Source organism: Paraburkholderia phymatum (assembly GCF_040965635.1).
Lineage (GTDB): Bacteria > Pseudomonadota > Gammaproteobacteria > Burkholderiales > Burkholderiaceae > Paraburkholderia > Paraburkholderia phymatum_B.
Genome location: NZ_JBFRCH010000001.1, coordinates 82,681 through 106,916 on the forward strand (window position 1 = coordinate 82,681; position 24,236 = coordinate 106,916).

Annotated in this window: 22 protein-coding genes; 8 read left to right on the forward strand and 14 right to left on the reverse strand. The window is 63.2% G+C overall.

The window, feature by feature from the left end; all coding sequences use genetic code 11:
- Positions 1-104: 104 nt before the first annotated feature.
- A complete protein-coding gene (locus AB4Y32_RS00410; RefSeq protein WP_004189550.1) occupies positions 105-1,148 on the reverse strand; it encodes a rod shape-determining protein in 1,044 nt (347 codons plus the stop codon).
- A 376-nt stretch (positions 1,149-1,524) separates the two neighbouring features.
- Here AB4Y32_RS00410 and gatC point away from each other — a divergent pair, with 376 nt between their 5' ends.
- The 5 genes from gatC to AB4Y32_RS00435 all read left to right on the forward strand — a co-directional run bounded on the left by gatC (position 1,525) and on the right by AB4Y32_RS00435 (position 6,790).
- A complete protein-coding gene (gene gatC / locus AB4Y32_RS00415) occupies positions 1,525-1,824 on the forward strand; it encodes an Asp-tRNA(Asn)/Glu-tRNA(Gln) amidotransferase subunit GatC (RefSeq protein ID WP_368719456.1) in 300 nt (99 codons plus the stop codon).
- A 156-nt stretch (positions 1,825-1,980) separates the two neighbouring features.
- The gene (gene gatA / locus AB4Y32_RS00420) at positions 1,981-3,483 is read left to right on the forward strand and encodes an Asp-tRNA(Asn)/Glu-tRNA(Gln) amidotransferase subunit GatA (RefSeq protein ID WP_368719457.1); all 1,503 of its coding nucleotides are present in this window, start codon (positions 1,981-1,983) and stop codon (positions 3,481-3,483) included.
- A gap of 3 nt (positions 3,484-3,486) precedes the next feature.
- Positions 3,487-4,974 (forward strand): Asp-tRNA(Asn)/Glu-tRNA(Gln) amidotransferase subunit GatB, encoded by a 1,488-nt coding sequence (gatB, locus tag AB4Y32_RS00425; protein ID WP_368719458.1) that lies wholly within the window; start codon positions 3,487-3,489, stop codon positions 4,972-4,974.
- Between the two features lie 156 nt (positions 4,975-5,130).
- Positions 5,131-5,967: a PPK2 family polyphosphate kinase gene (locus tag AB4Y32_RS00430; RefSeq protein ID WP_368719459.1), complete on the forward strand. Its 837-nt coding sequence runs from the start codon at positions 5,131-5,133 to the stop codon at positions 5,965-5,967.
- 43 nt (positions 5,968-6,010) lie between these two features.
- Positions 6,011-6,790, forward strand: a complete 780-nt coding sequence (locus AB4Y32_RS00435) for an exodeoxyribonuclease III (protein WP_368719460.1) — start codon at positions 6,011-6,013, stop codon at positions 6,788-6,790.
- A gap of 11 nt (positions 6,791-6,801) precedes the next feature.
- Here the strand turns inward: AB4Y32_RS00435 and AB4Y32_RS00440 are convergent, their stop codons facing one another.
- The 7 genes from AB4Y32_RS00440 to argB form a co-directional block, all read right to left on the reverse strand.
- Positions 6,802-8,016 carry a M48 family metallopeptidase gene (locus tag AB4Y32_RS00440; protein WP_368719974.1) on the reverse strand — a complete coding sequence of 405 codons (1,215 nt, stop codon included), beginning with the start codon at positions 8,014-8,016 and terminating at the stop codon, positions 6,802-6,804.
- Positions 8,016-9,410, reverse strand: coding sequence for an AmpG family muropeptide MFS transporter (locus tag AB4Y32_RS00445; protein ID WP_368719461.1), 1,395 nt, complete (start codon positions 9,408-9,410; stop codon positions 8,016-8,018). The genes AB4Y32_RS00440 and AB4Y32_RS00445 overlap by 1 nt, the downstream gene beginning before the upstream one ends.
- Before the next feature lie 14 nt (positions 9,411-9,424).
- Positions 9,425-10,033, reverse strand: a complete 609-nt coding sequence (metW, locus tag AB4Y32_RS00450) for a methionine biosynthesis protein MetW (RefSeq protein WP_087732221.1) — start codon at positions 10,031-10,033, stop codon at positions 9,425-9,427.
- Positions 10,030-11,175: a homoserine O-succinyltransferase MetX gene (metX, locus tag AB4Y32_RS00455; protein WP_368719462.1), complete on the reverse strand. Its 1,146-nt coding sequence runs from the start codon at positions 11,173-11,175 to the stop codon at positions 10,030-10,032. The genes metW and metX overlap by 4 nt, the downstream gene beginning before the upstream one ends.
- Before the next feature lie 300 nt (positions 11,176-11,475).
- Positions 11,476-12,141: a nucleoid occlusion factor SlmA gene (gene slmA, locus AB4Y32_RS00460; RefSeq protein ID WP_368719463.1), complete on the reverse strand. Its 666-nt coding sequence runs from the start codon at positions 12,139-12,141 to the stop codon at positions 11,476-11,478.
- Positions 12,108-12,911: a pyrimidine 5'-nucleotidase gene (locus tag AB4Y32_RS00465; RefSeq protein WP_368719464.1), complete on the reverse strand. Its 804-nt coding sequence runs from the start codon at positions 12,909-12,911 to the stop codon at positions 12,108-12,110. Before AB4Y32_RS00465 ends, slmA begins: the two co-directional genes overlap by 34 nt.
- 243 nt (positions 12,912-13,154) lie before the next feature.
- Positions 13,155-14,054, reverse strand: coding sequence for an acetylglutamate kinase (argB, locus tag AB4Y32_RS00470; protein WP_087732217.1), 900 nt, complete (start codon positions 14,052-14,054; stop codon positions 13,155-13,157).
- 341 nt (positions 14,055-14,395) lie between these two features.
- Here argB and AB4Y32_RS00475 point away from each other — a divergent pair, with 341 nt between their 5' ends.
- Positions 14,396-14,641 (forward strand): cysteine-rich CWC family protein, encoded by a 246-nt coding sequence (locus AB4Y32_RS00475; RefSeq protein WP_368719975.1) that lies wholly within the window; start codon positions 14,396-14,398, stop codon positions 14,639-14,641.
- 5 nt (positions 14,642-14,646) lie between these two features.
- Here the strand turns inward: AB4Y32_RS00475 and AB4Y32_RS00480 are convergent, their stop codons facing one another.
- Positions 14,647-16,281, reverse strand: a complete 1,635-nt coding sequence (locus tag AB4Y32_RS00480) for a tetratricopeptide repeat protein (protein WP_368719465.1) — start codon at positions 16,279-16,281, stop codon at positions 14,647-14,649.
- Positions 16,282-16,383: 102 nt separating this feature from the next.
- Between AB4Y32_RS00480 and AB4Y32_RS00485 the strand changes: the two genes are divergently transcribed.
- Together AB4Y32_RS00485 and AB4Y32_RS00490 are read left to right on the forward strand one after the other, a co-directional pair.
- Positions 16,384-17,688: an ATP-binding protein gene (locus AB4Y32_RS00485; RefSeq protein WP_368719466.1), complete on the forward strand. Its 1,305-nt coding sequence runs from the start codon at positions 16,384-16,386 to the stop codon at positions 17,686-17,688.
- A complete protein-coding gene (locus tag AB4Y32_RS00490; protein ID WP_368719467.1) occupies positions 17,685-18,227 on the forward strand; it encodes a response regulator transcription factor in 543 nt (180 codons plus the stop codon). The genes AB4Y32_RS00485 and AB4Y32_RS00490 overlap by 4 nt, the downstream gene beginning before the upstream one ends.
- Before the next feature lie 133 nt (positions 18,228-18,360).
- Here AB4Y32_RS00490 and hslU read toward each other — a convergent pair whose 3' ends face one another.
- The 5 genes from hslU to AB4Y32_RS00515 all read right to left on the reverse strand — a co-directional run bounded on the left by hslU (position 18,361) and on the right by AB4Y32_RS00515 (position 24,178).
- Positions 18,361-19,701, reverse strand: coding sequence for an ATP-dependent protease ATPase subunit HslU (gene hslU / locus AB4Y32_RS00495; RefSeq protein WP_368719468.1), 1,341 nt, complete (start codon positions 19,699-19,701; stop codon positions 18,361-18,363).
- Positions 19,702-19,710: 9 nt separating this feature from the next.
- Complete coding sequence (gene hslV, locus AB4Y32_RS00500; RefSeq protein ID WP_087732211.1) at positions 19,711-20,247, reverse strand: ATP-dependent protease subunit HslV; 537 nt, start codon at positions 20,245-20,247, stop codon at positions 19,711-19,713.
- A 451-nt stretch (positions 20,248-20,698) separates the two neighbouring features.
- A complete protein-coding gene (gene dksA / locus AB4Y32_RS00505) occupies positions 20,699-21,118 on the reverse strand; it encodes an RNA polymerase-binding protein DksA (protein ID WP_085228454.1) in 420 nt (139 codons plus the stop codon).
- 590 nt (positions 21,119-21,708) lie between these two features.
- Positions 21,709-22,779 carry a GTP-binding protein gene (locus tag AB4Y32_RS00510; RefSeq protein WP_368719469.1) on the reverse strand — a complete coding sequence of 357 codons (1,071 nt, stop codon included), beginning with the start codon at positions 22,777-22,779 and terminating at the stop codon, positions 21,709-21,711.
- A gap of 169 nt (positions 22,780-22,948) precedes the next feature.
- Positions 22,949-24,178, reverse strand: coding sequence for a class I SAM-dependent rRNA methyltransferase (locus tag AB4Y32_RS00515; RefSeq protein WP_368719470.1), 1,230 nt, complete (start codon positions 24,176-24,178; stop codon positions 22,949-22,951).
- Positions 24,179-24,236 lie beyond the last annotated feature (58 nt).

Sequence of the window (24,236 nt, forward strand, 5' to 3'; positions counted from 1 at the left end):
GAGCGAATGGGTGAGACTTCAGCGCGCCAGATTGCGCGCACAACGCACAAAGGCTGGCGGAGCCAGCCTTTCAGTGCGTGTTGCCGACATGGGGACTGACAAGCTTACTCGTACGAGAAGATGCTGCCGAGCTTGTCCATGCGTTCGAGCGCCATGCCCGAGCCGCGCACGACGCACGTCAGCGGATCTTCGGCGACCAGCACGGGCAGGCCGGTTTCTTCTGCGAGCAAGCGGTCGAGGTCGCGCAGCAGCGCGCCGCCACCCGTCAGCATCATGCCGCGTTCGGCGATGTCGGCGCCCAGTTCCGGCGGTGTCTGCTCCAGCGCGATCTTTACCGACGACACGATCTGGTTCAGCGGATCGGTCAGTGCTTCGAGAATCTCGTTGCTCGAAATGGTGAAGCTGCGCGGAATGCCTTCCGACAGGTTGCGGCCCTTCACTTCCATTTCCTTGACTTCCGAGCCGGGGAACGCGGAGCCGATTTCCTTCTTGATGGCTTCGGCCGTCTGTTCGCCGATCAGCATGCCGTAGTTGCGGCGGATGTAGTTGACGATCGCTTCGTCGAACTTGTCGCCGCCGACGCGCACCGAGCCCTTGTACACGATGCCGCCCAGCGAGATCACGCCGACTTCCGTCGTGCCGCCGCCGATATCGACGACCATCGAGCCCGTCGCTTCCGACACCGGCAGACCCGCGCCGATCGCGGCCGCCATCGGCTCTTCGATCAGGTACACCTGCGATGCGCCCGCGCCATGTGCCGCTTCCTTGATTGCGCGGCGCTCGACCTGCGTCGAGCCGCACGGCACGCAGATGATGATGCGCGGCGACGGCGAGAACATGCGCGATTCGTGCGCGGTCTTGATGAACTGCTTGATCATCTGTTCCGTCACGGTGAAGTCGGCGATCACGCCGTCCTTCATCGGGCGGATCGCCTCGATGTTGCCCGGCACCTTGCCGAGCATCTGCTTTGCTTCCTTGCCGACTGCCTGAATGGTCTTCTTGCCATTCGGGCCGCCTTCCTGGCGAATCGAAACGACGGACGGCTCGTCGAGAACGATACCTTTGCCACGCATGTAGATGAGCGTGTTGGCCGTGCCGAGGTCAATGGCCAGATCGTTGGAGAAATAGCTGCGCAAAAAACCGAACATTCAAAATCCTGTCTCGCTGGTGGCCGGGCCTCGCATCGTATGCATAGGGCGGCAGCGGAATAAAGTTAGCAGCCTCACGTTCAGCCGTCGCGGCCGTGGAAGCATGAAACTGCGAGGAAAACGCACCGGAGGCTATAGCAAGGCGGCAGATCTGTCGTTCAGCGATCTCTGAAAATGCCAGAAAGGCCTTGGTAAGTCGGTCCGGGTTTGGGTCGAACGCGTAATGATACCTTATAATTTTGCTTGATTTAAAGGAAACGAACGGCACTTTTTGCCGTCGCCGGCCCCAATTTCGAGGGCCTGCTCCAATGACCTAACCTGCTGTCGCAGCATCGTTTTTCATCGTTGCGGCAGACCGCACTATTCCGGTGATTGCATGGCCTTGACCCTGACCGATGTGAAACGCATCGCCCATCTCGCACGGCTCGAATTGCCCGATGCCGACGCCCAGCACACGCTCGCGCAGCTCAACGATTTCTTTGGTCTTGTCGAGCAGATGCAGGCGGTCGACACCACAGGTATCGCGCCGCTCGCCCACCCTATCGAGCAGATCGAAGACGTGGCGCTGCGTCTGCGCAACGACGCCATCACCGAAAGCGTGAATCGCGATGAATACCAGCGTCCGGCGCCCGCTGTGCAGGACGGCCTGTATCTGGTGCCGAAGGTCATCGAGTAAGCGCCCGGGCAGGCGTGATTAAGCACAGGGTTCTGTGTCACGCGTGCGACGTTGCGCGCGCAACACGTCCCGCATTTTTCGGCCCGGCCTGCCGGCGGGCGGCCGGATGCCAATACGGCGGCGCATCGCGCCGTCGCGCTTTCCAGGAAAAACGCAATGCATGAGAAAAGCTTGACCGAACTGCGTGCCGCGCTCGACGCGAAGCAATGCTCCGCAGTCGAACTGGCGCGGACGTATCTGAAGCGGATCGCAGACCATGGCGCGTTGAACGCATTCGTTCACGTCGACGAACAGCAGACGCTCGCGCAGGCGCAAGCCGCCGACGCGCAGCTCGCCGCAGGCAACGCCGGCCCGCTGACGGGCGTGCCCATCGCGCACAAGGACGTGTTCGTCACGCGCAACTGGCGTTCGACGGCCGGCTCGAAGATGCTCGAAAACTACGTGAGCCCGTTCGATGCAACCGTCGTCGAACGTCTCGCGCGCGCGGGCATGGTGTGTGTCGGCAAGACCAATATGGACGAGTTCGCGATGGGCTCGTCGAACGAGAATTCGCACTTCGGCCCGGTGCAGAATCCGTGGGATCGCAAGGCCGTGCCGGGCGGCTCGTCGGGCGGCTCTGCGGCGGCCGTCGCCGCGCGCCTCGCGCCCGCCGCGACGGGCACGGATACGGGCGGCTCGATCCGTCAGCCCGCGTCGTTCTCCGGCATCACGGGCATCAAGCCGACGTACGGACGCGTGTCGCGTTACGGGATGATCGCGTTCGCCTCGTCGCTCGATCAGGGCGGTCCGATGGCGCAGACGGCCACGGACTGCGCGTTGCTGCTCAACGCAATGGCGGGCTTCGACGAGCGCGATTCGACGAGCCTCACGCACGATCACGAAGACTACACGCGCTACCTCGGCCAGACGTGGAAGGGCGCGGGTAATTCGGGCGATACGGCCGGCAAGCCGCTCGCGGGCTTGCGCATCGGCCTGCCGAAGGAGTACTTCGGCGCGGGCCTCGCCGAGGACGTGCGCGCGTCCATCGACGCCGCATTGAAGCAATATGAAGCGCTCGGCGCGACGCTCGTCGAAGTGTCGCTGCCGAAGACAGAGCTGTCGATTCCCGTCTACTACGTGATCGCCCCGGCGGAAGCGTCGTCGAACCTGTCGCGTTTCGATGGCGTGCGCTACGGCCATCGCGCGACCGAGTATCGCGATCTGCTCGACATGTACAAGAAGTCGCGCGCCGAAGGCTTCGGCCCTGAAGTGAAGCGCCGCATTCTGGTCGGCACGTATGTGCTGTCGCACGGCTACTACGACGCGTACTACCTGCAGGCGCAGAAGATTCGCCGCATCATCGCGCAGGACTTCCAGGAAGCGTTCAGGAAGTGCGATGTGATCATGGGCCCCGTCGCGCCGTCGGTCGCGTGGGATATCGGCGCGAAGGGCGACGACCCTGTGCAGATGTATCTCGCGGACATCTACACGCTGTCGGTGAGCCTCGCTGGCCTGCCCGGCATGAGCGTGCCGTGCGGCTTCGGCGCGGGCGCGAATGCGCAGCGTCCCGTCGGCTTGCAGATCATCGGCAACTATTTCAACGAAGCACGCATGCTCCAGGTGGCGGACGCGTTCCAGCGCGTCACCGACTGGCATCGCAAGGCGCCGGCGGGAGTTTGAGTTATGACAACACAATGGGAAGTCGTCATCGGTCTCGAGACGCACACGCAACTGTCGACAGTCTCGAAGATTTTCTCGGGCGCGGCCACGCAGTTCGGCGCCGAGCCCAACACGCAGGCCTGCGCCGTCGATCTGGCATTGCCGGGCGTGCTGCCCGTGATGAACAAGGGCGCCGTCGAGCGCGCGATCCAGTTCGGTCTCGCGATCGACGCGACGATCGCGCCGCGCAGCATCTTTGCGCGCAAGAACTACTTCTACCCTGATCTGCCGAAGGGCTATCAGATCAGCCAGTATGAGATCCCGGTCGTGCAGGGTGGGCAGATCACGATCCAGGTGCCCGCGAACGAAAAGGCGGGCGTTCCGGCTTATGAAAAGACCGTCAACCTGACGCGCGCTCACCTCGAAGAGGATGCGGGCAAGTCGCTGCACGAAGACTTCGCGGGCATGACGGGCATCGACCTGAATCGCGCCGGCACACCGCTGCTCGAAATCGTCACAGAGCCGGAAATGCGCAGCGCTGCTGAAGCCGTTGCGTATGCGAAGGCGTTGCATGGTCTCGTCGTGTGGCTCGGCATCTGCGATGGCAACATGCAGGAAGGCTCGTTCCGCTGCGATGCGAACGTGTCGGTGCGTCCGTTCGGCCAGAAGGAATTCGGCACGCGTGCCGAGATCAAGAACCTGAACTCGTTCCGCTTCCTCGAAGAAGCGATCCAGTACGAAGTGCGCCGTCAGATCGAGCTGATCGAAGATGGCGGCACCGTGGTGCAGGAAACGCGTCTGTACGATCCGGACAAGCGCGAAACGCGGTCGATGCGCAGCAAGGAAGACGCGCACGACTACCGCTATTTCCCCGATCCCGATCTGATGCCGCTCGTGATCGACGCGTCGTGGGTCGAGCGCGTGAAGGGCGAGTTGCCGGAGCTGCCCGCGGCGATGCAGAAGCGTTTCGTCGAGCAGTACGGCCTGACTTCGTACGATGCCGGCGTCGTCGCGTCGAGCAAGGCGATGGCCGCGTACTACGAAGCCGTGGTGGCGAAAGCCGGCGCAGATAAGGACAAAGCCCAGGCGAAGGTCGCGGCGAACTGGCTGATGGGCGAAGTGTCGTCGCAACTGAACCGCGAAGGCCTCGACATCGCCGACAGCCCCGTTTCGGCCGCGCAGCTCGCGTTGGTGCTGCAGCGTATCGCCGACGGCACGATTTCGAACAAGATCGCGAAGGAAATCTTCCTTTCGATCTGGGAAGAGAAGGCCACCGACGAAGCCGCCGCCGACCGCATCATCGAAGCGAAGGGGCTCAAGCAGATTTCGGATACGGGGGCGCTCGAAGCGATCATCGACGAAGTGCTCGCCGCGAACCAGAAGTCGGTTGAAGAATTCCGCGCGGGCAAGGAGAAAGCGTTCAACGCGCTGATCGGTCAGGCGATGAAGGCGACCAAGGGCAAGGCGAATCCCCAGCAGGTCAATGAGTTGCTGAGGAAGAAACTGGGCTGAGTAGTGGGATCGGTAGCGGGATCGGCTCTTGCGCGCAGCGTATCGCGCGCGGAGCCATGACGGGCTGTTGTCGCATCGAAAGTGGCGCAACGGCCCGTTTGCTTTTTCATTCGGCGTGACGTGCTGCCCGCGACGGAGAAACAGGAGAAAACAGCAATGGCAAAGAAGAACGGTCTCGACGGATATTGTGTGCCCTTTTTCGACGACGGCAACAAGTCGAAATTTTCTCTCGCCAGCATCGATCCGTCGTCGAAGCCGTTTTCAACGGGATCGAAGGAGACCGATCGCGAACGTCTCGCTGAAATCGGCGTGCTGCTCGACGCGCAGCAGGAGCGTCTGCATGCGCAGCGCGTTCAGCGCGTGCTGCTCGTGCTGCAAGGGATGGACACGAGCGGCAAGGACGGCACGATACGCGCCGTGTTTCATGAAGTCGATCCGCTCGGCTTGCGCATCGTGCCGTTCAAGGCGCCGACGCCGATCGAGCTCGCGCACGACTTTCTGTGGCGCGTGCATGCGCAGGCGCCCGCTGCCGGCGAACTGACGATCTTCAATCGCAGTCACTACGAAGACGTGCTGGTGCCGTATGTTCTCGGCTCGCTGGACAAGGAAGAGCGCATTCGCCGCTACGGGCACATTCGCGACTTCGAGCGGATGCTTGCGGAAAGCGGCACGACGATCGTCAAGTGCATGCTGTACATATCGAAGGACGAGCAGCGCGAGCGTTTGCAGGCGCGCATCGACGATCCGACGAAGCACTGGAAATTCGACGTCTCCGATCTCGACGCGCGCAAGCTGTGGAACAAGTATCAGGTCGCGTACGAGGAAGCACTCGCGGCGACATCGACGGAATACGCGCCGTGGTATGTGATACCCGCCGACTCGAAGACGCATCGCAACGTGATGGTCGGCGAGCTGCTGCTGCGCACGTTCGAATCGCTGAAGCTGGAATTCCCGCCCGCCAAAGAATCGCTGAAAGGCGTGATAGTCGAATGAACTTCACGTCGCCGAATAAACGAAAACATAACGAAGGAAAAACATGTTGCGTGTGATCACCGCCAATCTGAACGGCATCCGTTCGGCGGCCAAGAAAGGCTTTTTCGAGTGGTTCGGCGAGCAGAAGGCCGATGTCGTGTGCGTGCAGGAAATCAAATGCTCTCAGGACGACATGACGCCGGAATTCCTCGCGCCGCACGGCTTTACCGGCTATTTCCAGCACGCCGTGAAGAAGGGCTATAGCGGCGCGGGCGTTTATACGCGTCACGAGCCCGATGAAGTCGTGATCGGCTTCGGCAGCGAAGAGTTCGATCCCGAAGGGCGTTACGTGGAGGCGCGTTTCGGCAATCTGTCGGTGATCTCGGTGTATGTGCCGTCGGGGTCGAGCGGCGACGACCGTCAGCAGGCCAAGTATCGTTTCATGGATGTGTTCATGCCGCATCTCGCCGAACTGTCGAAGGAACGCGAAGTGATCCTGTGCGGCGACGTGAACATCGTGCACAAGGAAATCGACATCAAGAACTGGAAGGGCAATCAGAAGAACTCGGGCTGTCTGCCGGAAGAACGCGCGTGGCTCACGCAGCTCTTCGACGACGTCGGTTACGTCGACGTATTCCGCACGCTCGACCCGCGGCCCGAGCAATTCACGTGGTGGAGCAATCGCGGCCAGGCGTATGCGAAGAACGTCGGGTGGCGTATCGATTATCAGATCGCGACGCCGGGCATTGCGGCCACCGCGAAAACGACCTCGATTTTCCGCGACATCAAGTTCAGCGATCACGCGCCGCTGACCATCGACTACAACCACAAGCTCGCGAAATAACCGCTTGCGCGTTAGTCGCTCGCGGTCGTACGGCGCGGGCGGCCGATGCCCGCGTAGTCGGGCAGCGCATCGACCGCCTTGCCGATCGCCTTCGCGTACAGCGGCAGCATGTCGGGCAGGCGCTTCATGATGTCCGCGCGGCGCACCGGGTTGTACGGATGCACGTAGATGAAGCCCTGATCGCGGTTATTGCGCGTCGCGACGGCGAGCTTGTCCCATAGCGTGATCGCCGCGCGCGGATCGAAGCCCGCACGCGACGCAATCTCGCTGCCGATCACATCCGCTTCCGTTTCGTCGGCGCGTTCGTACTTCATTTCCAGCAGCTGCGTGCCGATGCCGAGCGGCGCCTCGCCGAGATCGGCGAGGCCGAAGAGCGGCGGCATCGTCCCCGAGCCCAGTTGCGCGGCCTGCTGTTCGCCGAGACGCTCGCGCGCGTGCTCGCGCAGCGCATGGGCGATCTCATGACCGAGCAGCACGCCGAGCTCGTTGTCGTTCAGGCGCACCTTGTCGAGCATGCCCCCATAAACGACGATCTTGCCGCCCGGCAGGCAATACGCGCGAATGTCCGATGAGCGTAGCACCGCAATGTCCCACTTCCAGTTCTTCGCGCGATCGCTCCACTTCAGCGAATACGGGATCAGCTTGTCGACGATCGATTGCACGCGCTTCACGCGCGCATCCGATGGCGGATAAAGCCGGTTCATGTGCTCGGCGCCGCGCGCGATCTGATCGAATTCCTCAGCGGATTGGGCTTCCAGCATCGGCGATGGAATCAGATTGCGAAACACCGCGTAGTTGCCGTAGCGCAATTGCTGGTTCGGCTGAAACGCGGCCGGCGCCGACGCAGCGGAAGCGGGCGCGGGATTGCGCGCCGTGACGGGCGCGGGCGGCGGCGCGGAGCCCGCAGTCGATGGCGCCGATGCGCCCGACGCAGCGGATGCCGCCGATTCGGCCTTGGGCGCGGACGGTGCAGACGGTGCCGATGGCGCAGAAGGAGCGGCGGGTGTGGAGGGTGCGGAGGGCGCATTCGCGGCGGGCGGCGCGCTGACGTTCGACGCCGTATCGGCGGCGCGCGCCTGCCACGACGCAGCGCCCAACATCACGCACGCAGCGCCGACGGCCAGATGCAACGCATGCGCGCGTGCGAGCACGCGATATGCAGGAGCCTGAGCGGAACGGGCGCGCAGGGCCGATCGACTGGCTGCGCGCCGTGACGCGAACAACATCACGACTGCTTTCTCCAAGGGGCGATCCGGAACAACAGTAGCATGCCGGGCAAAGCGAGCGCCGTGCAGACGATGAAGTAGTCGAACCAGCCGATTCGCGCGACGACAAAGCCGCTCGCCGCCGATGCGAGCGTGCGCGGCACGGAAGCCAGCGACGTGAAGAGCGCGAATTGGGTCGCCGTATAGCGTGGGTCGGTGGTGCTCGCGATGTATGCGGTGAACGCAGCAAGTGTCAGGCCCGTCGCGAACGTTTCGAAGCCGTAGACGAGCGCGAGCGCAACCGACATCGGATCGAGCTGCACCGTCCAGCCGATGCCGAGCAGCGACAGCAGTTTCGTCGTGGCCGCGCTCAGCGCGACGGCGATGTCGTACACGACCGTCAGTCCCGGCGACGTCGGCCCGACATGCGCAAGCCACGCGAAGCCGAGCGTCGACACCATCTGCAGGATGCCGAAGATCCACAGCCCGCGGCCGATGCCGATGCGCATCAGCGCGATGCCGCCGATGATGCCGCCCGCGAGGCTCGCACCGAACGCCGTCGTCTTCGCGATCACGCCGATCTGCGTGCGCGAGAAGCCGACGTCGAGAAAGAACGATGTGGACAGCGTGGTCGCCATCGTATCGCCGAGCTTGTACAGAAAGATGAAGCCGAGCACGAACAGCGCGCCGCGCCAGCCGTCGCGCAGAATGAATTCGTGAAACGGCTCGATGATGGCGTCGCGCAGATTCTTCGGCGGCGCGCCGTGCACTTCGGGTTCGCGCACGACGAGCGTCATGACCATGCCGGGCAGCATGAACGCAGCCGTCACGATGAACACGGTCGCCCACGGCAGATGATCGGAGAGAATCAGCGCGAGCGAACCGGGCACGAGCGCCGCGACCTTGTACGCGTTCACGTGCACTGCGTTGCCGAGGCCCTGCTCGGTATCGTGCAGCAGTTCGCGCCGATAGGCGTCGATCGAAATGTCCTGGCTCGCCCCGAAGAACGCGACGAGTGCCGTCAGCGCGGCGACCGTCCAGATCGAATCGCGCGGCGACACGATGCCGAGCGACGCAATCGCAGCGGCGACGAGAATCTGCGTGACGAGCATCCAGCCTCGCCGGCGCCCCGCTTGCCAGCCTGGCAGACGCGGCACGTAGCGGTCCATCAGCGGCGCCCAGACGAATTTCCACGTATAGGGAAACTGGATCAGCGCGAACAGACCGATTTCCTTCAGGTTCACGCCCTCTGAGCGCAGCCAGGCCTGGACGAGATAGACGAGCGTGAAGAGCGGCAACCCCGACGTGAAGCCGAGGAAGACACAGATCAGCATGCGCGCGTTGAGAAACGCGCGCCAGCCGGGATGTTCTTCGTGAGCGGTAAGTGCGGGCGCCTCGTGTGGCGGGTTCGACATGAGTTTGAGTGGCGTTAGCTTTTCTTGACGCGATAGACCGCAAGACTACCACGCCAGTTCACGCCCCAACGCACCGCCTGTCCGCCGTGCAGCACCACGCGATCGAGAATCTCGATGCCGACTTCCGGCGCGAGCGCCTCGAAGTCCTTGATCGTCAGCACGCGTACGTTCGGCGTGTTGTGCCACTGATAAGGCAGCGACTTCGACACGGGCATGCGTCCCTTCAATACCGACAGACGGTGCGCCCAATACCCGAAGTTCGGGAACGAAACGATGCATTCCTTGCCGACGCGCACGGTCTCGCGCAGGATCGCGGCCGTCTGATGAATGGTCTGCAGCGTTTGGGAAAGGATCGCGAAATCGAAGCTGCCGTCTTCGAAAAGACGCAAGCCGTCTTCCAGATTTTGCTGGATCACGTTGATGCCGTTCTTCGTCGACGCAAGCACGCCGGCGTCGTTGATCTCGATGCCGTAGCCGCTGACTTCGAGTTCTTCGGTGAGCAGCGACAGCAGCGAGCCGTCGCCGCAACCCAGATCGAGCACCGTCGCACGCGGTTCGACCCAGCGGGCGATCGCGCGGAAATCGGGGCGCGTCGCAAGATAATCGAAAGCGCGCTCGTTCATGCGTTCACCTCTGCTGCAATGCGTTCGTAGTAGGCGCGCATCAGGTTGTGATAGCGCGCGTCGTCGAGAAGGAAGGCATCGTGGCCGTGCGGCGCGTCGATCTCGCCGTACGTCACCTGACGCTTGTGATCGAGCAGCGCCTTCACCAGTTCGCGCGAGCGCGCGGGCGCAAAACGCCAGTCGGTCGCGAAGCTCGCGATCAGATACTTCGCCTTCGTGTACGCGAGCGCGGCCGTGAGGTCGCCGTCGTAGGCCTTGGCGGGGTCGAAGTAATCGAGCGCACGCGTGATCAATAGATATGTGTTCGCGTCGAAATAGTCGGCGAACTTCTCGCCCTGATAGCGCAGATACGATTCCACTTCGAACTCCACGTCGAAGTTGAAGTTGTACACGTCCTCCGCGCCTTCCGCGCGGCGCAGCGCACGGCCGAACTTCGCGGCCATGTCGTCGTCGGACAGATACGTGATGTGGCCGATCATCCGCGCGACGCGCAGCCCGCGCTTCGGCTTCACGCCGTGCGCGTAGTAGTCGCCGCCGTGAAAGTCCGGGTCGGACAGGATCGACGAGCGCGCGACCTCGTTGAACGCGATGTTCTGCGCGGACAGCTTCGGCGTCGACGCGATCACGATGCAATGCGCGATCCGGTCCGGATACATCATGCTCCACGCGAGCGCCTGCATGCCGCCGAGGCTGCCGCCCATCACCGCGGCGAATTTCTCGATGCCGAACGCGTCGGCCACGAGCGCCTGCGCATTCACCCAGTCTTCGACGGTCACGACGGGAAAGCTCGCGCCATACGGGCGGCCCGTTGACGGATCGATACTCATCGGGCCCGTCGAGCCGAAACACGAACCGAGGTTGTTCACGCCGATCACGAAGAACCGATTCGTATCGAGCGGCTTGCCGGGACCGACCATGTTGTCCCACCAGCCGACGTTCTTCGGATCATCCGCGTAGACGCCCGCGACGTGATGCGACGCGTTGAGCGCGTGGCACACGAGCACGGCATTGCTGCGCGCAGCGTTGAGCGTGCCATACGTTTCGACCACGAGGTCGTAGTTCGCAAGCGAACTGCCGCTTTGCAGCCGCAGCGGCTCGGAGAAATGCATTGTTTGTGGAGCGACGATCCCGATCGATTCCATTCCCTTCCGCCTTCTGACATGGGGCGGCTAAATGGTGTCGGCGATTGCGCGAAGGAAGAATGTGCGCGGCTGACGACCTCTTTAGCCGCATTTATAGTGAACCGCGAAGACCGATAGATCACATCCGCTGGTTCGCGCGCCCGCAATCGAGTCAGCAAATCGGCGCGCTTGTACTGCTTTATTGGACCGTCAGAAACGGTCAAGCGCAAAGTATAGCGGAAAATGCGCGGAAAAATCGGCGGAACGACGGAGCGCGAATCGCAGCGGTTTCGACGGCCGGGCATCACTGAACCGAACTACTCACTGAAGGATCAGCCGCAACTGCGCGTCGGCGTGTTCGATGGGTGCGCGTGCGAAGCCGCTGCGCGCATAGCGATGCCAGCGTCCGACGATGTAGCTGAGCAGCAGGCTCGCGCGCACGACGGGATCGTAGTCGGCGGGAAGGGGGATCGCGTTTGGCTCGTTCTGGTTCGACGCATCCATCAGCCCGAGCCGCAGACATTGCTTGAGTGACGCCTCGACGCGTTCGAGCAGCTGGTTGACGCGTTCGGTGAGCCTCTCGTGCTCGCCGACGAGCGCCTCGCACGTCAGCACGCGCGTCATGCCCGGATTCTTCGCGGAAAAGTTGAGCAGCGTAAGCGCGATCGCGCGCGCCTGCAACACGCCGTTCGGCTCCTTCGCGACGATCTGGTTGATGAGCCCGAACAGCGTTTGCTCGATGAATTCGATCAGCCCTTCGAACATCTGCGCCTTGCTCGCGAAATGACGATACAGCGCGGCCTCCGATACGCCGATGCGCGCCGCGAGTGCCGCTGTCGTGATCTTTTCGTTCTTCGGGGCCTCCAGCATCGCGGCGAGCATCTGGAGGATGTGCCCGCGCCGCTCGCCGGGCTTCATGCGGGTGGCGCGCGCGGTGGTCGACTGCTCTTCGGTTACGTTCTCGTCATGCTTGCGAATAGGCTGCATGTCTGTCGTCCCTGTTGTAGCCCCGCCTCTCGTACCGCGCGGGTCCCGAGTCTCAATGATTTTAGCGAACGAATCCGGCGGTCGACATAGTGCGGGCGGCCCGTTCCCGGCAGGCGCGCAAGGCTGCCGTCCGCACGCCTCGGACGCGGTAGATGGCCGACGATCCACACCGTGCGGATGCCGAGCCGCCGATAGTTCTTCAGATGGCTGCGCGTGTCCTCGACGAGAATCGCATCAGCGAGACGCACGTGCGCGTCGCGCATCGCACGGCGCAGCATCGCGTGATCGGGCTTCGCGCGCCACATGCGCTGGTCGCGCATGTGCTCGATCGCGATCACGCGCTCGAACAGCCGCTCGATGCCCAGCTCTTTCAGCACATCGAGCGCGTACGTTTCGGGCGCGTTGGTCAGCACGATCTTGCGGCCAGGCAGCGCATCGACGAGACGCTTCAGGCCGCGCTCGCTGCGCAGCATCGAGCGCAGATCGGGGAACGTGTGGACGACTTTCAGGAAGTCATGCGGATCGACGGGATGATGGCGCGTGAGCCCCAGCAGCGCCGCGCCGTAGCGCTGCGTGTAGCCGGTGCGCAGACGGTTCGCCTCGTCATGCTCGACTTGCAGCGCGTCGATGATGTACTGCGTCATCGCCGTGTTGATCGCCGGAAAGATCGCGTGCGACGCGTGATGCAGCGTGTTGTCGAGATCGAACAGCCAGACGGGATTGCCGGCGTGAATCTGCGGCCGACGACGCTTCGGACGGGAAGTGCGCATGATGTGACGCGTGACGTTTCGCGCGCAGGGTGACGACGGCTGCGATATGAAGCAGGCGGCGCGCGATGCGTGCGGGGAAGAAGCGTGAGACAGCGCAGCGTGCTGCGCGAAAAGACGGAAGACCAGTATGCCTTCTGTGAAGCACGGCTGCCAGCGTGCCGTGCTTCGCGTGATGCTTTGTACCTTGCTTTGTAGCCGAGATGCCGCGCAGAAACGCGGCGGCCCGACCGACGCGCGATGCGCTCAGTGCGAGCGGATCATCGTGCCGAACGGCTGTTCCGTCAGGATTTCGAGCAGCACGGAGTGCTCGATGCGGCCGTCGATGATGTGCACCGAACGCACGCCGCTCTTCGCGGCGTCGAGTGCGGACGAGATCTTCGGCAGCATGCCGCCCGAGATCGTGCCGTCCGCGAACAGCGCATCGATTTCGCGCGCCGACAGATCGGTCAGCAGCGTGCCTTCCTTGTCCATCACGCCGGGGATGTTCGTCATCATCACGAGCTTCTCGGCGTTCAGCACGACGGCGAGCTTGCCCGCGACCAGGTCCGCATTGATGTTGTACGACAGACCGTCTTCACCGAAGCCGATGGGCGAAATGACGGGGATGAACGCGTCGTCCTGCAGCGCTTTCACCACGGCCGGGTTGATCTGCTCGACTTCGCCGACCTGGCCGATATCGACATACTGGCCCGGGTTGTCGCGGTCCGGCATCATCAGCTTGCGCGCGTGGATCAGGCCGCCGTCCTTGCCCGTCAGACCGACCGCGTGGCCGCCGAAGTGGTTGATCAGCGTGACGATGTCCTGCTGTACTTCGCCGCCCAACACCCATTCGACGACTTCCATCGTCTCTTCGTCAGTGACGCGCATGCCCTGGATGAACGTGCCCTGCTTGCCGATCTTCTTCAACGCCTGATCGATTTGCGGACCGCCGCCGTGCACGATCACCGGGTTGATGCCGACCAGTTTCAACAGGATCACGTCGCGTGCGAAGCCCTGCTTCAGGCGTTCTTCCGTCATCGCGTTGCCACCGTATTTGATGACGACGGTCTTGCCGTGGTACTGGCGAATATAGGGCAGAGCCTCGGCGAGAATTTCAGCCTTCAGCGTGGGGGCGATCTGGGACAGGTCGGGAATCTCGGACATGGCGGCGGCTCGGACGGGAAACGGTTAAAACAAGGCCGAATTGTACACAACTGGCGCGGTGCAACAGGGATTTCGACGCGTGCTGCCAGGGCGATTGCGGCCGCTTTCCCGCAGTGCGCAAACGGGCGTTTCAGGGGCGGGCAGCGACCGTTTTCTGACGGGCGCCGAACAGGGTTTTGGGCCACGATCCGGCGGGGAAGTTCTCGTGCCGATGGACTTCTTTCCGGACACCTGTCGAGGCCGCCTCGCGGTCCTATTCCCGTCGCGACGGGCCGGCGTTTTGCTCATCCGCCGGAAGTGGCATCATGTTTTGTGTCACCGACCGGTTTCATCCTTCTGTCATGAGCCCGTCCACATCCAGATTGCCTGAATTCTCCGAAGCATCCAGCGCGCGCTGCCCGCGCTGCCGCCGCGTGTTCGACTGCGGCGCGCGCGGCGACAGGTCGACGTGCTGGTGCGTTGCGATGCCCACGTTACCCGCCGATGCGCTGAAGGCGGGCACCGGCTGCTTGTGCCCCGAATGTCTTGCCGATGCGATCGCGCGCGAACGCGCGTCGGCGCAAGGCGTGGCCGCCGCGCCTGAATAGGCGGGCTACGGGCGCGCGCGGGCCAGCGCCGTGAGATCGTTCGTCAGCTTGTCGAACACGGGTTCCCACTGCGCGAACTGTGGTTGCCGGTACAAGGTCGCGGTCGGATACCAGGGGCTGTCGGCGCGATCGAGCAGCCACACCCAATGCGGGTTGACGTCGAGCAGCACCCACGTTCGCTGCCCGATTGCGCCGCTCAGATGCGCGACCGACGTACACACGGTAATCACCAGATCGAGCGCGCCGATGTACGCGGCGGTGTCGTCGAACGTCTTGAACTCCGACGTGTGATCGGCGATATCGAGCCCCGCGGTGCGCGCGGCGGCCACATCGGCGCCCGCGCCGGGTTGCAGCGAATAGAAGGCGACGTCGTCGAGTTCGCGGAAGTAATCGACGTAACGCTCGAGGCCGACCCGGCGGTACGGATTGCGTTGATGCCCGTGGCTGCCCGTCCAGACGAGACCCACTTTCAGCCGCTTTTCGCTTGCGAGCCGGTTGCGCCAGGCGTCGACGGCTGATGGGTCGGCCTGCAGATACGGAACATCCGATGGAATCGTGTCTTCTCGCGTGTCGAACAGCAAGGGCAGCGACAGCAGCGAGATTTCGTAGTCGAACTTCGGCAGCATCTCGACGCCGCCGCCCAGCGTGAACTCATCGGCGTGCTGCGCGAGCGTGCGGCCGAGCAGCGCGCCCATTTGCGGAAACGAGTTCCAGACGAGCCGCCCGCTTTCTCGATGCACGCGCTCGGCGAGCAGCGGAACGTAGCGGCAGAATTGCAGCAGATCGCCCATGCCCTGTTCGCCCCACAGAAGCAGCGTCTTGCCAGCGAGCGGCTCGCCGCGCCACGCGGGGCCGGGCAGCGCGGGCCGCCTGCCGGCCAGTTCCTTCGAGCCGTCCCAGCGTGCTTCATGCTCTCGCCAGCCGTCGGCGTCGTTGCCGCGCAGCAGGTGGATCATGCTGAGATTGGACACGTACGACGGGTTATCCGGTGCCATGCGATGCGCGGCCAATGTGAAGCGCTCCGCGTCGTCCCATTGCTGGGCTTCGCGCAACGTCTGCCCGTGATTGCCCAGCGCGACGGGACTGTTGGGCTGAAGTTCGAGCGCACGCCGTTCGGCTTCGAGGGCGCTGTCGAGTTCGAAGCGGGCGAGGTGCGTTTTGCCGAGGTTGATCCACGCATTCGCGTCGGCCGGATTCTTTTCGAGCGCGGTCTTGAGCAACATGAGCGCCTCCGTTGACGCCGGATCGGCCGATATCAGCGCGCCCGCCAGATTGTTGCGCAGGCTGTGCAAATCGGGAGCGATGGCGAGCGCCGCGCGGTAGGGCGCGATCGCATCGGCGTGGCGGTTCAGCCACTGCAGCGTGTAGCCCAGGCGAAAGAGCGCGCGCGCGTCGCCGGGGACAAGTGCAACGAAGGCACGGGCAACGGATTCGGCCTGGGCGGCGCATTGTCGTGCCGTCAGTTGCTGGCACATCGCGTCCAGCGAGTCGGGATCGGTCGGAAACAGGTGAGAGGCAGCCTGAAGCCAGATGTCATGCGCGGCTTGATCGCCTCGCTGTTGCGCGGCGGCCGCATGACGCACGAATGTCTGGAAGGATTCCAAAAGAACTTGATCTGGATCAAAGGGCGTTTTAAGCATTATCAGTAAAGAGTGGCGAGCGCCCGTTAAACGACAATCGACACTATAGTTCCGGAAGTCCAATCGATGAATCGGACCGCTCCCAACAGGTAAACTTTCAGGATGCAGCGCATAACCCTTACCGGCCGGGTCAACCTCGGACATCTCTTCTGGCTACGCAGTCTCGCCATCATTGGCCAGCTCGTGACGATCGCGTTCGTCCAGATCTTTGTCGGCGTGAAGCTGCCGTTGCCGGCAATGCTTCTCATCATCGGTCTCGAAGTGGTATTCAACGGCCTCACGTGGCTGCGCGTGTCGCGTCAGAAGCCCGAGTCGAGCCTCGAATTGTTCGGGCAGCTATGGGTCGATCTCGGCGCGCTGTCGGCGCTGCTGTTTCTCTCGGGCGGAACGACCAATCCATTCGTCTCGCTGTATCTGCCGTCGCTGGCCATTGCGGCCGCCGTGTTGCCGTGGCATCTGATGGCGTGGCTCGCGGCGTTCGCGGTCGCGTGTTATGCGGTGCTCGGCTTCGAATCAGTGCCGCTCAATCTCGACAATCCCGCGAACCTGTTCGACTACTACCGCGCCGGCATGTGGGTGAACTTCATGGTGAGCGTCGGCCTGATCGCGTGGTTCGTGGCGCGCATGTCACGCGCGCTGCGTCAGCGCGATGCCGCGCTCGGCGATGCGCAACAGCGTCTGCTGCGCGACGAGCGTGCCGTGGCGCTCGGCGTGCAGGCCGCGACGGTCGCGCATGAGATCGGCACGCCGCTTTCGACGATCGCGATGCTCACCGAGGAACTGCGCGATGCCGCGCGCACGGACGCGGGCCTCGAGCCCTACGCCGCCGATCTCGACATCCTCGACCAGCAGATGGCCTTGTGCAAATCGGCGCTCGCGCGTCTGCGCAGCCGCGCGTCGACGCAAGGCAGCCGCCAGCGTGTCGACGAATGGCTCGGCTCATTCGCCGATCAGTGGCGGCTACGCCATCCGCACGTCAAATTCGAGCGCCTGGGCGAGCCGCCTGCCGATGTCTCCATCGACGACACGGTTGCCGTCAGCCAGATTCTCACGATCCTGCTCGACAACGCCGCGCGCGCGAGCCGCGATCACGTGACGCTGGCCGCGAAGCTCGCGCCGCATGATTCGATCGAGTTCGAAGTCTGCGACGCGGGGCCGGGTGTGCCGGCATCGTTGCGCAGCGTGCTCGGCGCGGCACCCGTCGACAGCACGCAAGGCGGGCACGGCGTCGGGCTGTATCTGGCGTTTTCGGCGGCGGCGCGGCTCGGCGGATCGATCGAGCTCACCGATGTCAGTGAAATCAAGCCGCGCGGAACGCGCGCAGTGTTGCGGTTGCCTCTGGCCCGCGAGCAAACGGGCGCGGGCCGGCACGGCGCCGCGTCGTCCAATACGGAGAAACAAGCATGAGCGACAAGAATTTTCTGGTGATCGACGACGACGAAGTGTTCTCCGGCATCCTCGCACGCGGTTTGACGCGCCGGGGCTACACGGTGTCCGAAGCGCACAATGCCGACGAAGCGATCCGCCTCGCGAATCAGCAGAAGTTCGGGCAGATCACGGTCGACCTGCATCTGGGCAACGACTCGGGTCTGAATCTCGTCGCGCCGCTGCGCGACCTGCAGCCCGACGCGCGGATGCTGGTGCTGACGGGCTACGCGAGCATCGCGACGGCGGTGCAGGCGGTGAAAGATGGCGCGGACAACTATCTGGCGAAGCCCGCGAACGTCGAGACGATTCTCTCCGCGCTGCAAACGGAAGCGAGCGTGCTGCAAGCCGAAGAGGCCATCGAGAAGCCGGTGCCGCTTTCGGTGGCGCGGCTCGAATGGGAGCACATTCAGCGCGTGCTCGCGGAGAACGGCGGCAACATTTCGGCGACGGCGCGCGCGTTGAACATGCACCGACGCACGTTGCAGCGCAAGCTGGCGAAGCGGCCCGTCAAGCAATGATGTCCTCACCATTACATCGAATGTGATAGTCAACTGCTGCGCACGCATGTGAAAACGGGCGACGCTCCTTGCGGAGCGCCGCCCGTTTCGTTTTGCTTTTCGTTCGCGTGCCTGCCGACGAGGCCAACGCGAATCAGAGCACGTAACGCGACAGGTCCTCGTCTTGCGCGACGTCGTTCAGCGCGCGATCGACATACGCCGCGTCGATCACCACGCTCTTGCCCGCGTGGTTGCCGGCCGAGAACGACACATCTTCGAGCAGCTTCTCGATCACCGTATAGAGACGGCGCGCGCCGATGTTTTCCGTCTTCTCGTTTACCGAGTAGGCGATTTCCGCGAGACGGCGGATGCCGTCGTCGGCGAATTCGAGGTGCACGTCTTCCGTCTCGAGCAACGCCTGGTATTGCTTGACGAGGCTCGCGTCGGTGGCGACGAGAATCGCTTCGAAGTCCTTCACCGACAGCGAATCGAGTTCGACGCGAATCGGAAAGCGGCCTTGCAGTTCGGGAATCAGGTCGCTCGGCTTCGCGAGATGAAACGCGCCGCTCGCGATGAACAGGATGTGATCGGTCTTCACCATCCCGTACTTCGTGCTGATCGTCGTGCCTTCGACGAGCGGCAGCAGATCGCGCTGCACGCCCTGACGCGAGACTTCGCCAGTGCCTGCTTCGTTGCGCGACGCGATCTTGTCGATTTCGTCGAGGAACACGATGCCGTTCTGCTCGACGTTCTGCACGGCCCGCGTCTTGACCTCTTCGTCGTTCAGCATCTTCGCGGCTTCTTCGTCCGTGAGGAGCTTCAGCGCTTCTCTCACCTTCACCTTGCGGCGCGTCTTCTTGCCGCCGCCGAGATTCGCGAACATCGAGCGGATCTGCTCGGTCATGTCTTCCATGCCCGGCGGCCCCATGATGTCCATCGCCGGCTGCGGCATTTCGATGTCGAGCTCGAGTTCCTTGTCGTCGAGCTGCCCTTCGCGCAGGCGCTTGCGGAACGTCTGACGCGTCGTGTTCGATTCGTCGCCGCTCGCTTCGTGACCCGAGCCGAAGCCGACCGTGCGCGCGCCCGGCAGCAGGATATCGAGGATGCGGTCTTCGGCGAGATCTTCGGCCTTCGTGCGGACCTTGCGCATTTCGGTCTCGCGCGTCTGCTTGACGGAGATTTCCATCAGGTCGCGCACGATGCTGTCGACGTCGCGGCCGACATAGCCGACTTCCGTGAACTTGGTCGCTTCGATCTTGATGAACGGCGCGTCCGCGAGCTTCGCGAGACGCCGCGCGATTTCCGTCTTGCCGACGCCCGTCGGCCCGATCATCAGGATGTTCTTCGGCGTGATTTCCTGGCGCAGCGGCTCGGCAACCTGCTGGCGGCGCCAGCGGTTGCGCAGCGCCACCGCGACGGCTTTCTTCGCGCGATGCTGGCCGATGATGTGCTTGTCGAGTTCCGAGACGATCTCGGCGGGAGTCATGGTGCTCATCGTGTGTCCTTACTCGATCGTTTCGATGACGCGGTTGTGGTTCGTGTAGATACACATGTCGCCGGCAATCACCAGCGCCTTTTCGACGATGTCGCGCGGCGAAAGATCCGTGTTGTCCGCGAGCGCCCTCGCTGCGGCCTGCGCGTACGCGCCGCCCGAGCCGATCGCGCAGATGCCGCCCTCGGGATCGAGCACGTCGCCGTTGCCGGTGATGACCAGCGTGGTGGTCGCGTCGGCTGTGATCAGCATCGCTTCGAGACGGCGCAGCATGCGGTCGGTGCGCCAGTCTTTAGCCAGCTCGACGGCAGCGCGCGTGAGATTGCCCTGATGCTTTTCGAGCTTCGCTTCGAAGCGGTCGAGCAGCGAGAAGGCGTCGGCCGTGCCGCCCGCGAAGCCGACCAGCACCTTGCCGTTGTAGATGCGCCGGACTTTCTTCGCGCCGCCTTTCATGACGATGTTGCCCAGCGTGACCTGGCCGTCGCCGCCGAGCGCGACCTTGTCGCCGCGTCGCACGGAAACGATCGTCGTGCCGTGAAATTGCTCCATATGCGTTCCTTTTGCAAAACCGCAATTAATTGCGTGGGGCCGAAGCAAGCGCCAAAGCACCGACTTCGGCCGACAGGGAGGACGTGGAGGCGCCGATGCGCCACCACGGAATCCGGAGCGGACGCCGCGCGATGCCAGGCGCCGCGCGCGCGTGCAACGCATGTCCGATTTATTTTAGGGCGGGCGCTGCCATATCAAGAGCGGAAGTCTCGACAGCTTGAGAAAAGCAGAAAAAGAGCCCGGCCGATTCAGCGGTAAAAGGTGCTGACGTCAGTCGGCATCAAGGTCGATGCGATGCGCATTTACCGATTGCCGGATGATTGGCGGGTCGATATGGGCGCAGACATCGTTAAAGATGCGCTTTACAAAAGAAAAGAGGCGCACGTTTCACCGTGCGCCTCTCACGAAGCGTCGAAGGGGCGCGGACCCCGAAAACCGCGCCGTCGGGCGATCAGTCGCCGAACAGCTTCTGGCGCAATTCGCGGCGTTCCTGCGCTTCGAGCGACAGGGTCGCCGTCGGCCGCGCAAGCAGACGCGGAATGCCGATAGGCTCACCCGTTTCCTCGCACCATCCGTACTCGCCCGATTCGATGCGCGCAAGCGACTGCTGCACCTTCTTCAGCAGCTTGCGCTCGCGGTCGCGCGTGCGCAGTTCCAGCGCATGCTCTTCCTCGATCGTCGCGCGGTCGGCCGGGTCCGGCACGATCACGGTTTCGCGCAGATTTTCGGTGGTCTGGCCGGCGTTGCGGAGGATTTCCGCCTGCAGCTGTTCGAGCCGGTTCTTGAAGAAAGCGAGCTGATCCTCATTCATGTAATCCTTGTCGCTCATCTTCAGGATTTCGGCTTCGGTCAAGAGTCGTTTCGTCGTCATCTGGCTTGCTTCTTCAATGTGAGGCAAATCATTGCCCGCACTTTCGTGTTGCCCGCAAAGGCGCCTCGATGACGCTCGATTGAGCGCCGGCGAACACGGACGGTGGGCTGTCGTGACGCCGAAGCGCCGTTGCGGGGCCGAACTCCTCTGGAAACCGATTCTTCAAATGCTCCTGAGGCAATGCTTCCCGGCAGCGCGTTATGAGCCGGAGTGCGCCGGCCGGCTATCGGCGATATCCCCGGATGAGATTTTCCGGCGCCGTTTTCAGGCCCGGCACGGCTGCGACGCGGCGACGCGTTTTAGACCGGGCAAAATCGTTCTCTTTCTCCAGTGGGGCCGTATTGTAACTGAATCACAATACGAAACCGCAAGCGGGGGAAATCCCTGCCGCAAACCGCACTTATCGTGAAAATATAACGCGCTGTCCGCTAAAAAGCGATGGTCGTACACGTATTCTCACAACAGGGTTTTCACGTGCTTTGACCGGGAACCGGCCGTTTAATTGCCGTGCCTACGCGTTTGAATCGATTTTCGCGCGCCAGCGGCGAGAAAATGGCGGTTGGGGCAGACATGAAGCAGATAAGACCGATTTAGGCGAGGCAGGCTTGGAGCCCGTCGGTGATCAGATCCTGCGGCAACTCGATGCCGATGAACACCATCTTGTTCGTCTTCTTCTCAATGGGCTGCCATTTGGCTGCGAGATCGCTGCCCATCATCTGATGCACGCCCTGGAAGACGACCTTTCGATCGACGCCCTTCATGTACAGCACGCCCTTGTAGCGCAGCAGACGCTCGCCATAAATCTGCAGAATGCCGCCGAGGAAGTCTTCGAGCTTGTTCGGATCGAACGGGCGATCGCTGCGGAAAACGAACGACTTGATCTTGTCGTCGTGATGCGCGTGATGGTGGTGGTGATGCCCGTGATCGTGGCCTTCGTGATCGCATTGGCCATGATCGTGATCGCAGTTCGCGTGGTCATGGTCGTGATCGTGCGCGTGGCCGTGCTCGTCTTCGGCGAGGAAGTCCGGGTCGATTTCCAGCTTCGCGTTCAGGTTGAAGCCGCGCAGATCGAAGACTTCCTTGATGTCTGCATCGCCAAAGTTCACGACGCGAATCTGCGCTCTCGGATTCATGTGCAGCAGGCGGTGGCGCAGATCGCTGAGCGTTGCGTCATCGACGAGATCGGCCTTCGTCAAGAACAGGCGGTCCGCGAAGCCGATCTGGCGCTGCACGACTTCGTGCTCGTCGAGCTGCTGATCGCCGTGCTTCGCATCGACGAGCGTGATGATCGCGTCGAGCAGGAATTCGTCGGCGATCTGGTTATCCATGAAGAACGTCTGCGCGACGGGGCCCGGATTGGCGAGGCCCGTCGTCTCGATCACGACGCGGTCGAAATCGAGCTTGCCTTCCTGCTTCTGCGCGGCGAGGTCGCCGAGCACGCGCGACAGGTCGCCGCGAATCGTGCAGCAGATGCAGCCGTTGCTCATCTGGATGATCTGCTCGCCGGTGTCCTGAACGAGGATGTCGTTGTCGATGTTCTCTTCGCCGAACTCGTTCTCGATCACGGCGATCTTCATGCCGTGCTTCTCGTTCAGGATGCGCTTGAGCAGCGTGGTTTTGCCGCTGCCGAGGAAGCCGGTCAGGATAGTAACTGGGATCATGTTGTTCGCCATGTGAAGTCGCCTTGTGTTCGTCAATCTGGGGTGCAGACCGCGCAGGGCCCGAACCGCAGGAATCCAACGGAATATTGAAGCATAACTGCCGGGGCGCCGCTGCCGGGCGGTTAAAGCCCCGTCGCTGCCGGGGAAATAAACGCCTAACTATGGGCGATCAGGCAGTTTGCAACAATAGGCCTTTCAGATATTCGCCTTCGGGGAACGCCGTCAGCAGCGGATGATCGACGCCCGCGCCCAGCCGCTTGAGGATGCGCGCATCGACGCGCGCGTCGGCGGCCGCGCCCGCGACGATCTTCTGGAACAGCTCAGCATCGATCGCGCCCGAGCACGAATATGTGAACAGCAGCCCGCCCGGCCGCAGCAGCTTGAGCCCGGTCAGGTTGATGTCCTTGTACGCGCGCGCGGCGCGGTCCACGTGCTCGCGCGAAGGCGCGAACTTCGGCGGATCGAGCACCACGAGGTCGAAACGCTCGCCGTCGTCGTACAGGCGGCGCAGCGTCTTGAATGCGTCGGCGTCGAGCCATGTGGCGCGCTGCGCGTCGAAGCCGTTGGCCGCGACGTTCTGCTGCGCAATCGCCAGTGCCTCGCCCGACGAATCGATCGACACGACGCGCTTCGCGCCGCCCGTGAGCGCCGCGAGCGAAAAGCCTCCCGTGTAGCAGAAGCAGTTCAGCACGTCGCGGTCGTTCGACAGCTCCTGCACCAGCGCGCGGTTGTCGCGCTGATCGACGTAGAAGCCCGTCTTGTGGCCGTTGCGCACGTCGACGTGATAGCGCACGCCGTTCTCGCTGACGATCAGCGTTTCGGGCGGCGCGTCGCCGGCGAGCACGCCCGTCGTCTGATCGAGCCCTTCCTTTTCGCGGATCGACACATCCGAGCGCTCATACACGTTCGGGCATCCCGTCGCGCCCGTCAGCGCTTGCACGATCGCGTCCTTCCACGCTTCGACGCCCGCCGCCATGAACTGGCAGACGATCTGGCCGCGCTTGCCCGCGTCCGTAAGAGCCACCGGGTTGGTTGCGTCGTCCGCGATGTAGTAATCGACGATCAGCCCCGGCAGGCCGTCCGCCTCGCCGAAGATCAGCCGCACCGCGCCCGTGCCGCGCACCATCGCCAGACGATGCGCAAGCGCGCGCTGTACGCGGCGCTTGAAGAACGCGTGATCGATGGGTTCGTTTTCATCGAAGCTCCAGACGCGCGCGCGGATCTGCGAATGCGGGCTCCACGCGGCGCGCGCGAGAAAGCGGCCGTCGTGCGCGCGCACCAGCACCGTCGTGCCGGCGGCGGGCTTGCCGTCGACGCGATCGATCGCATTCGCGTAGACCCACGGATGGCGGCGCAGCAGCGATTTCTCTTTCGACGGTTTCAGCGTAACGGTATTCATGACTTCGTGAGAATTTCAGCGGAACAATGTGCCGCGCGAAGCGGCAAAGCGGATATGA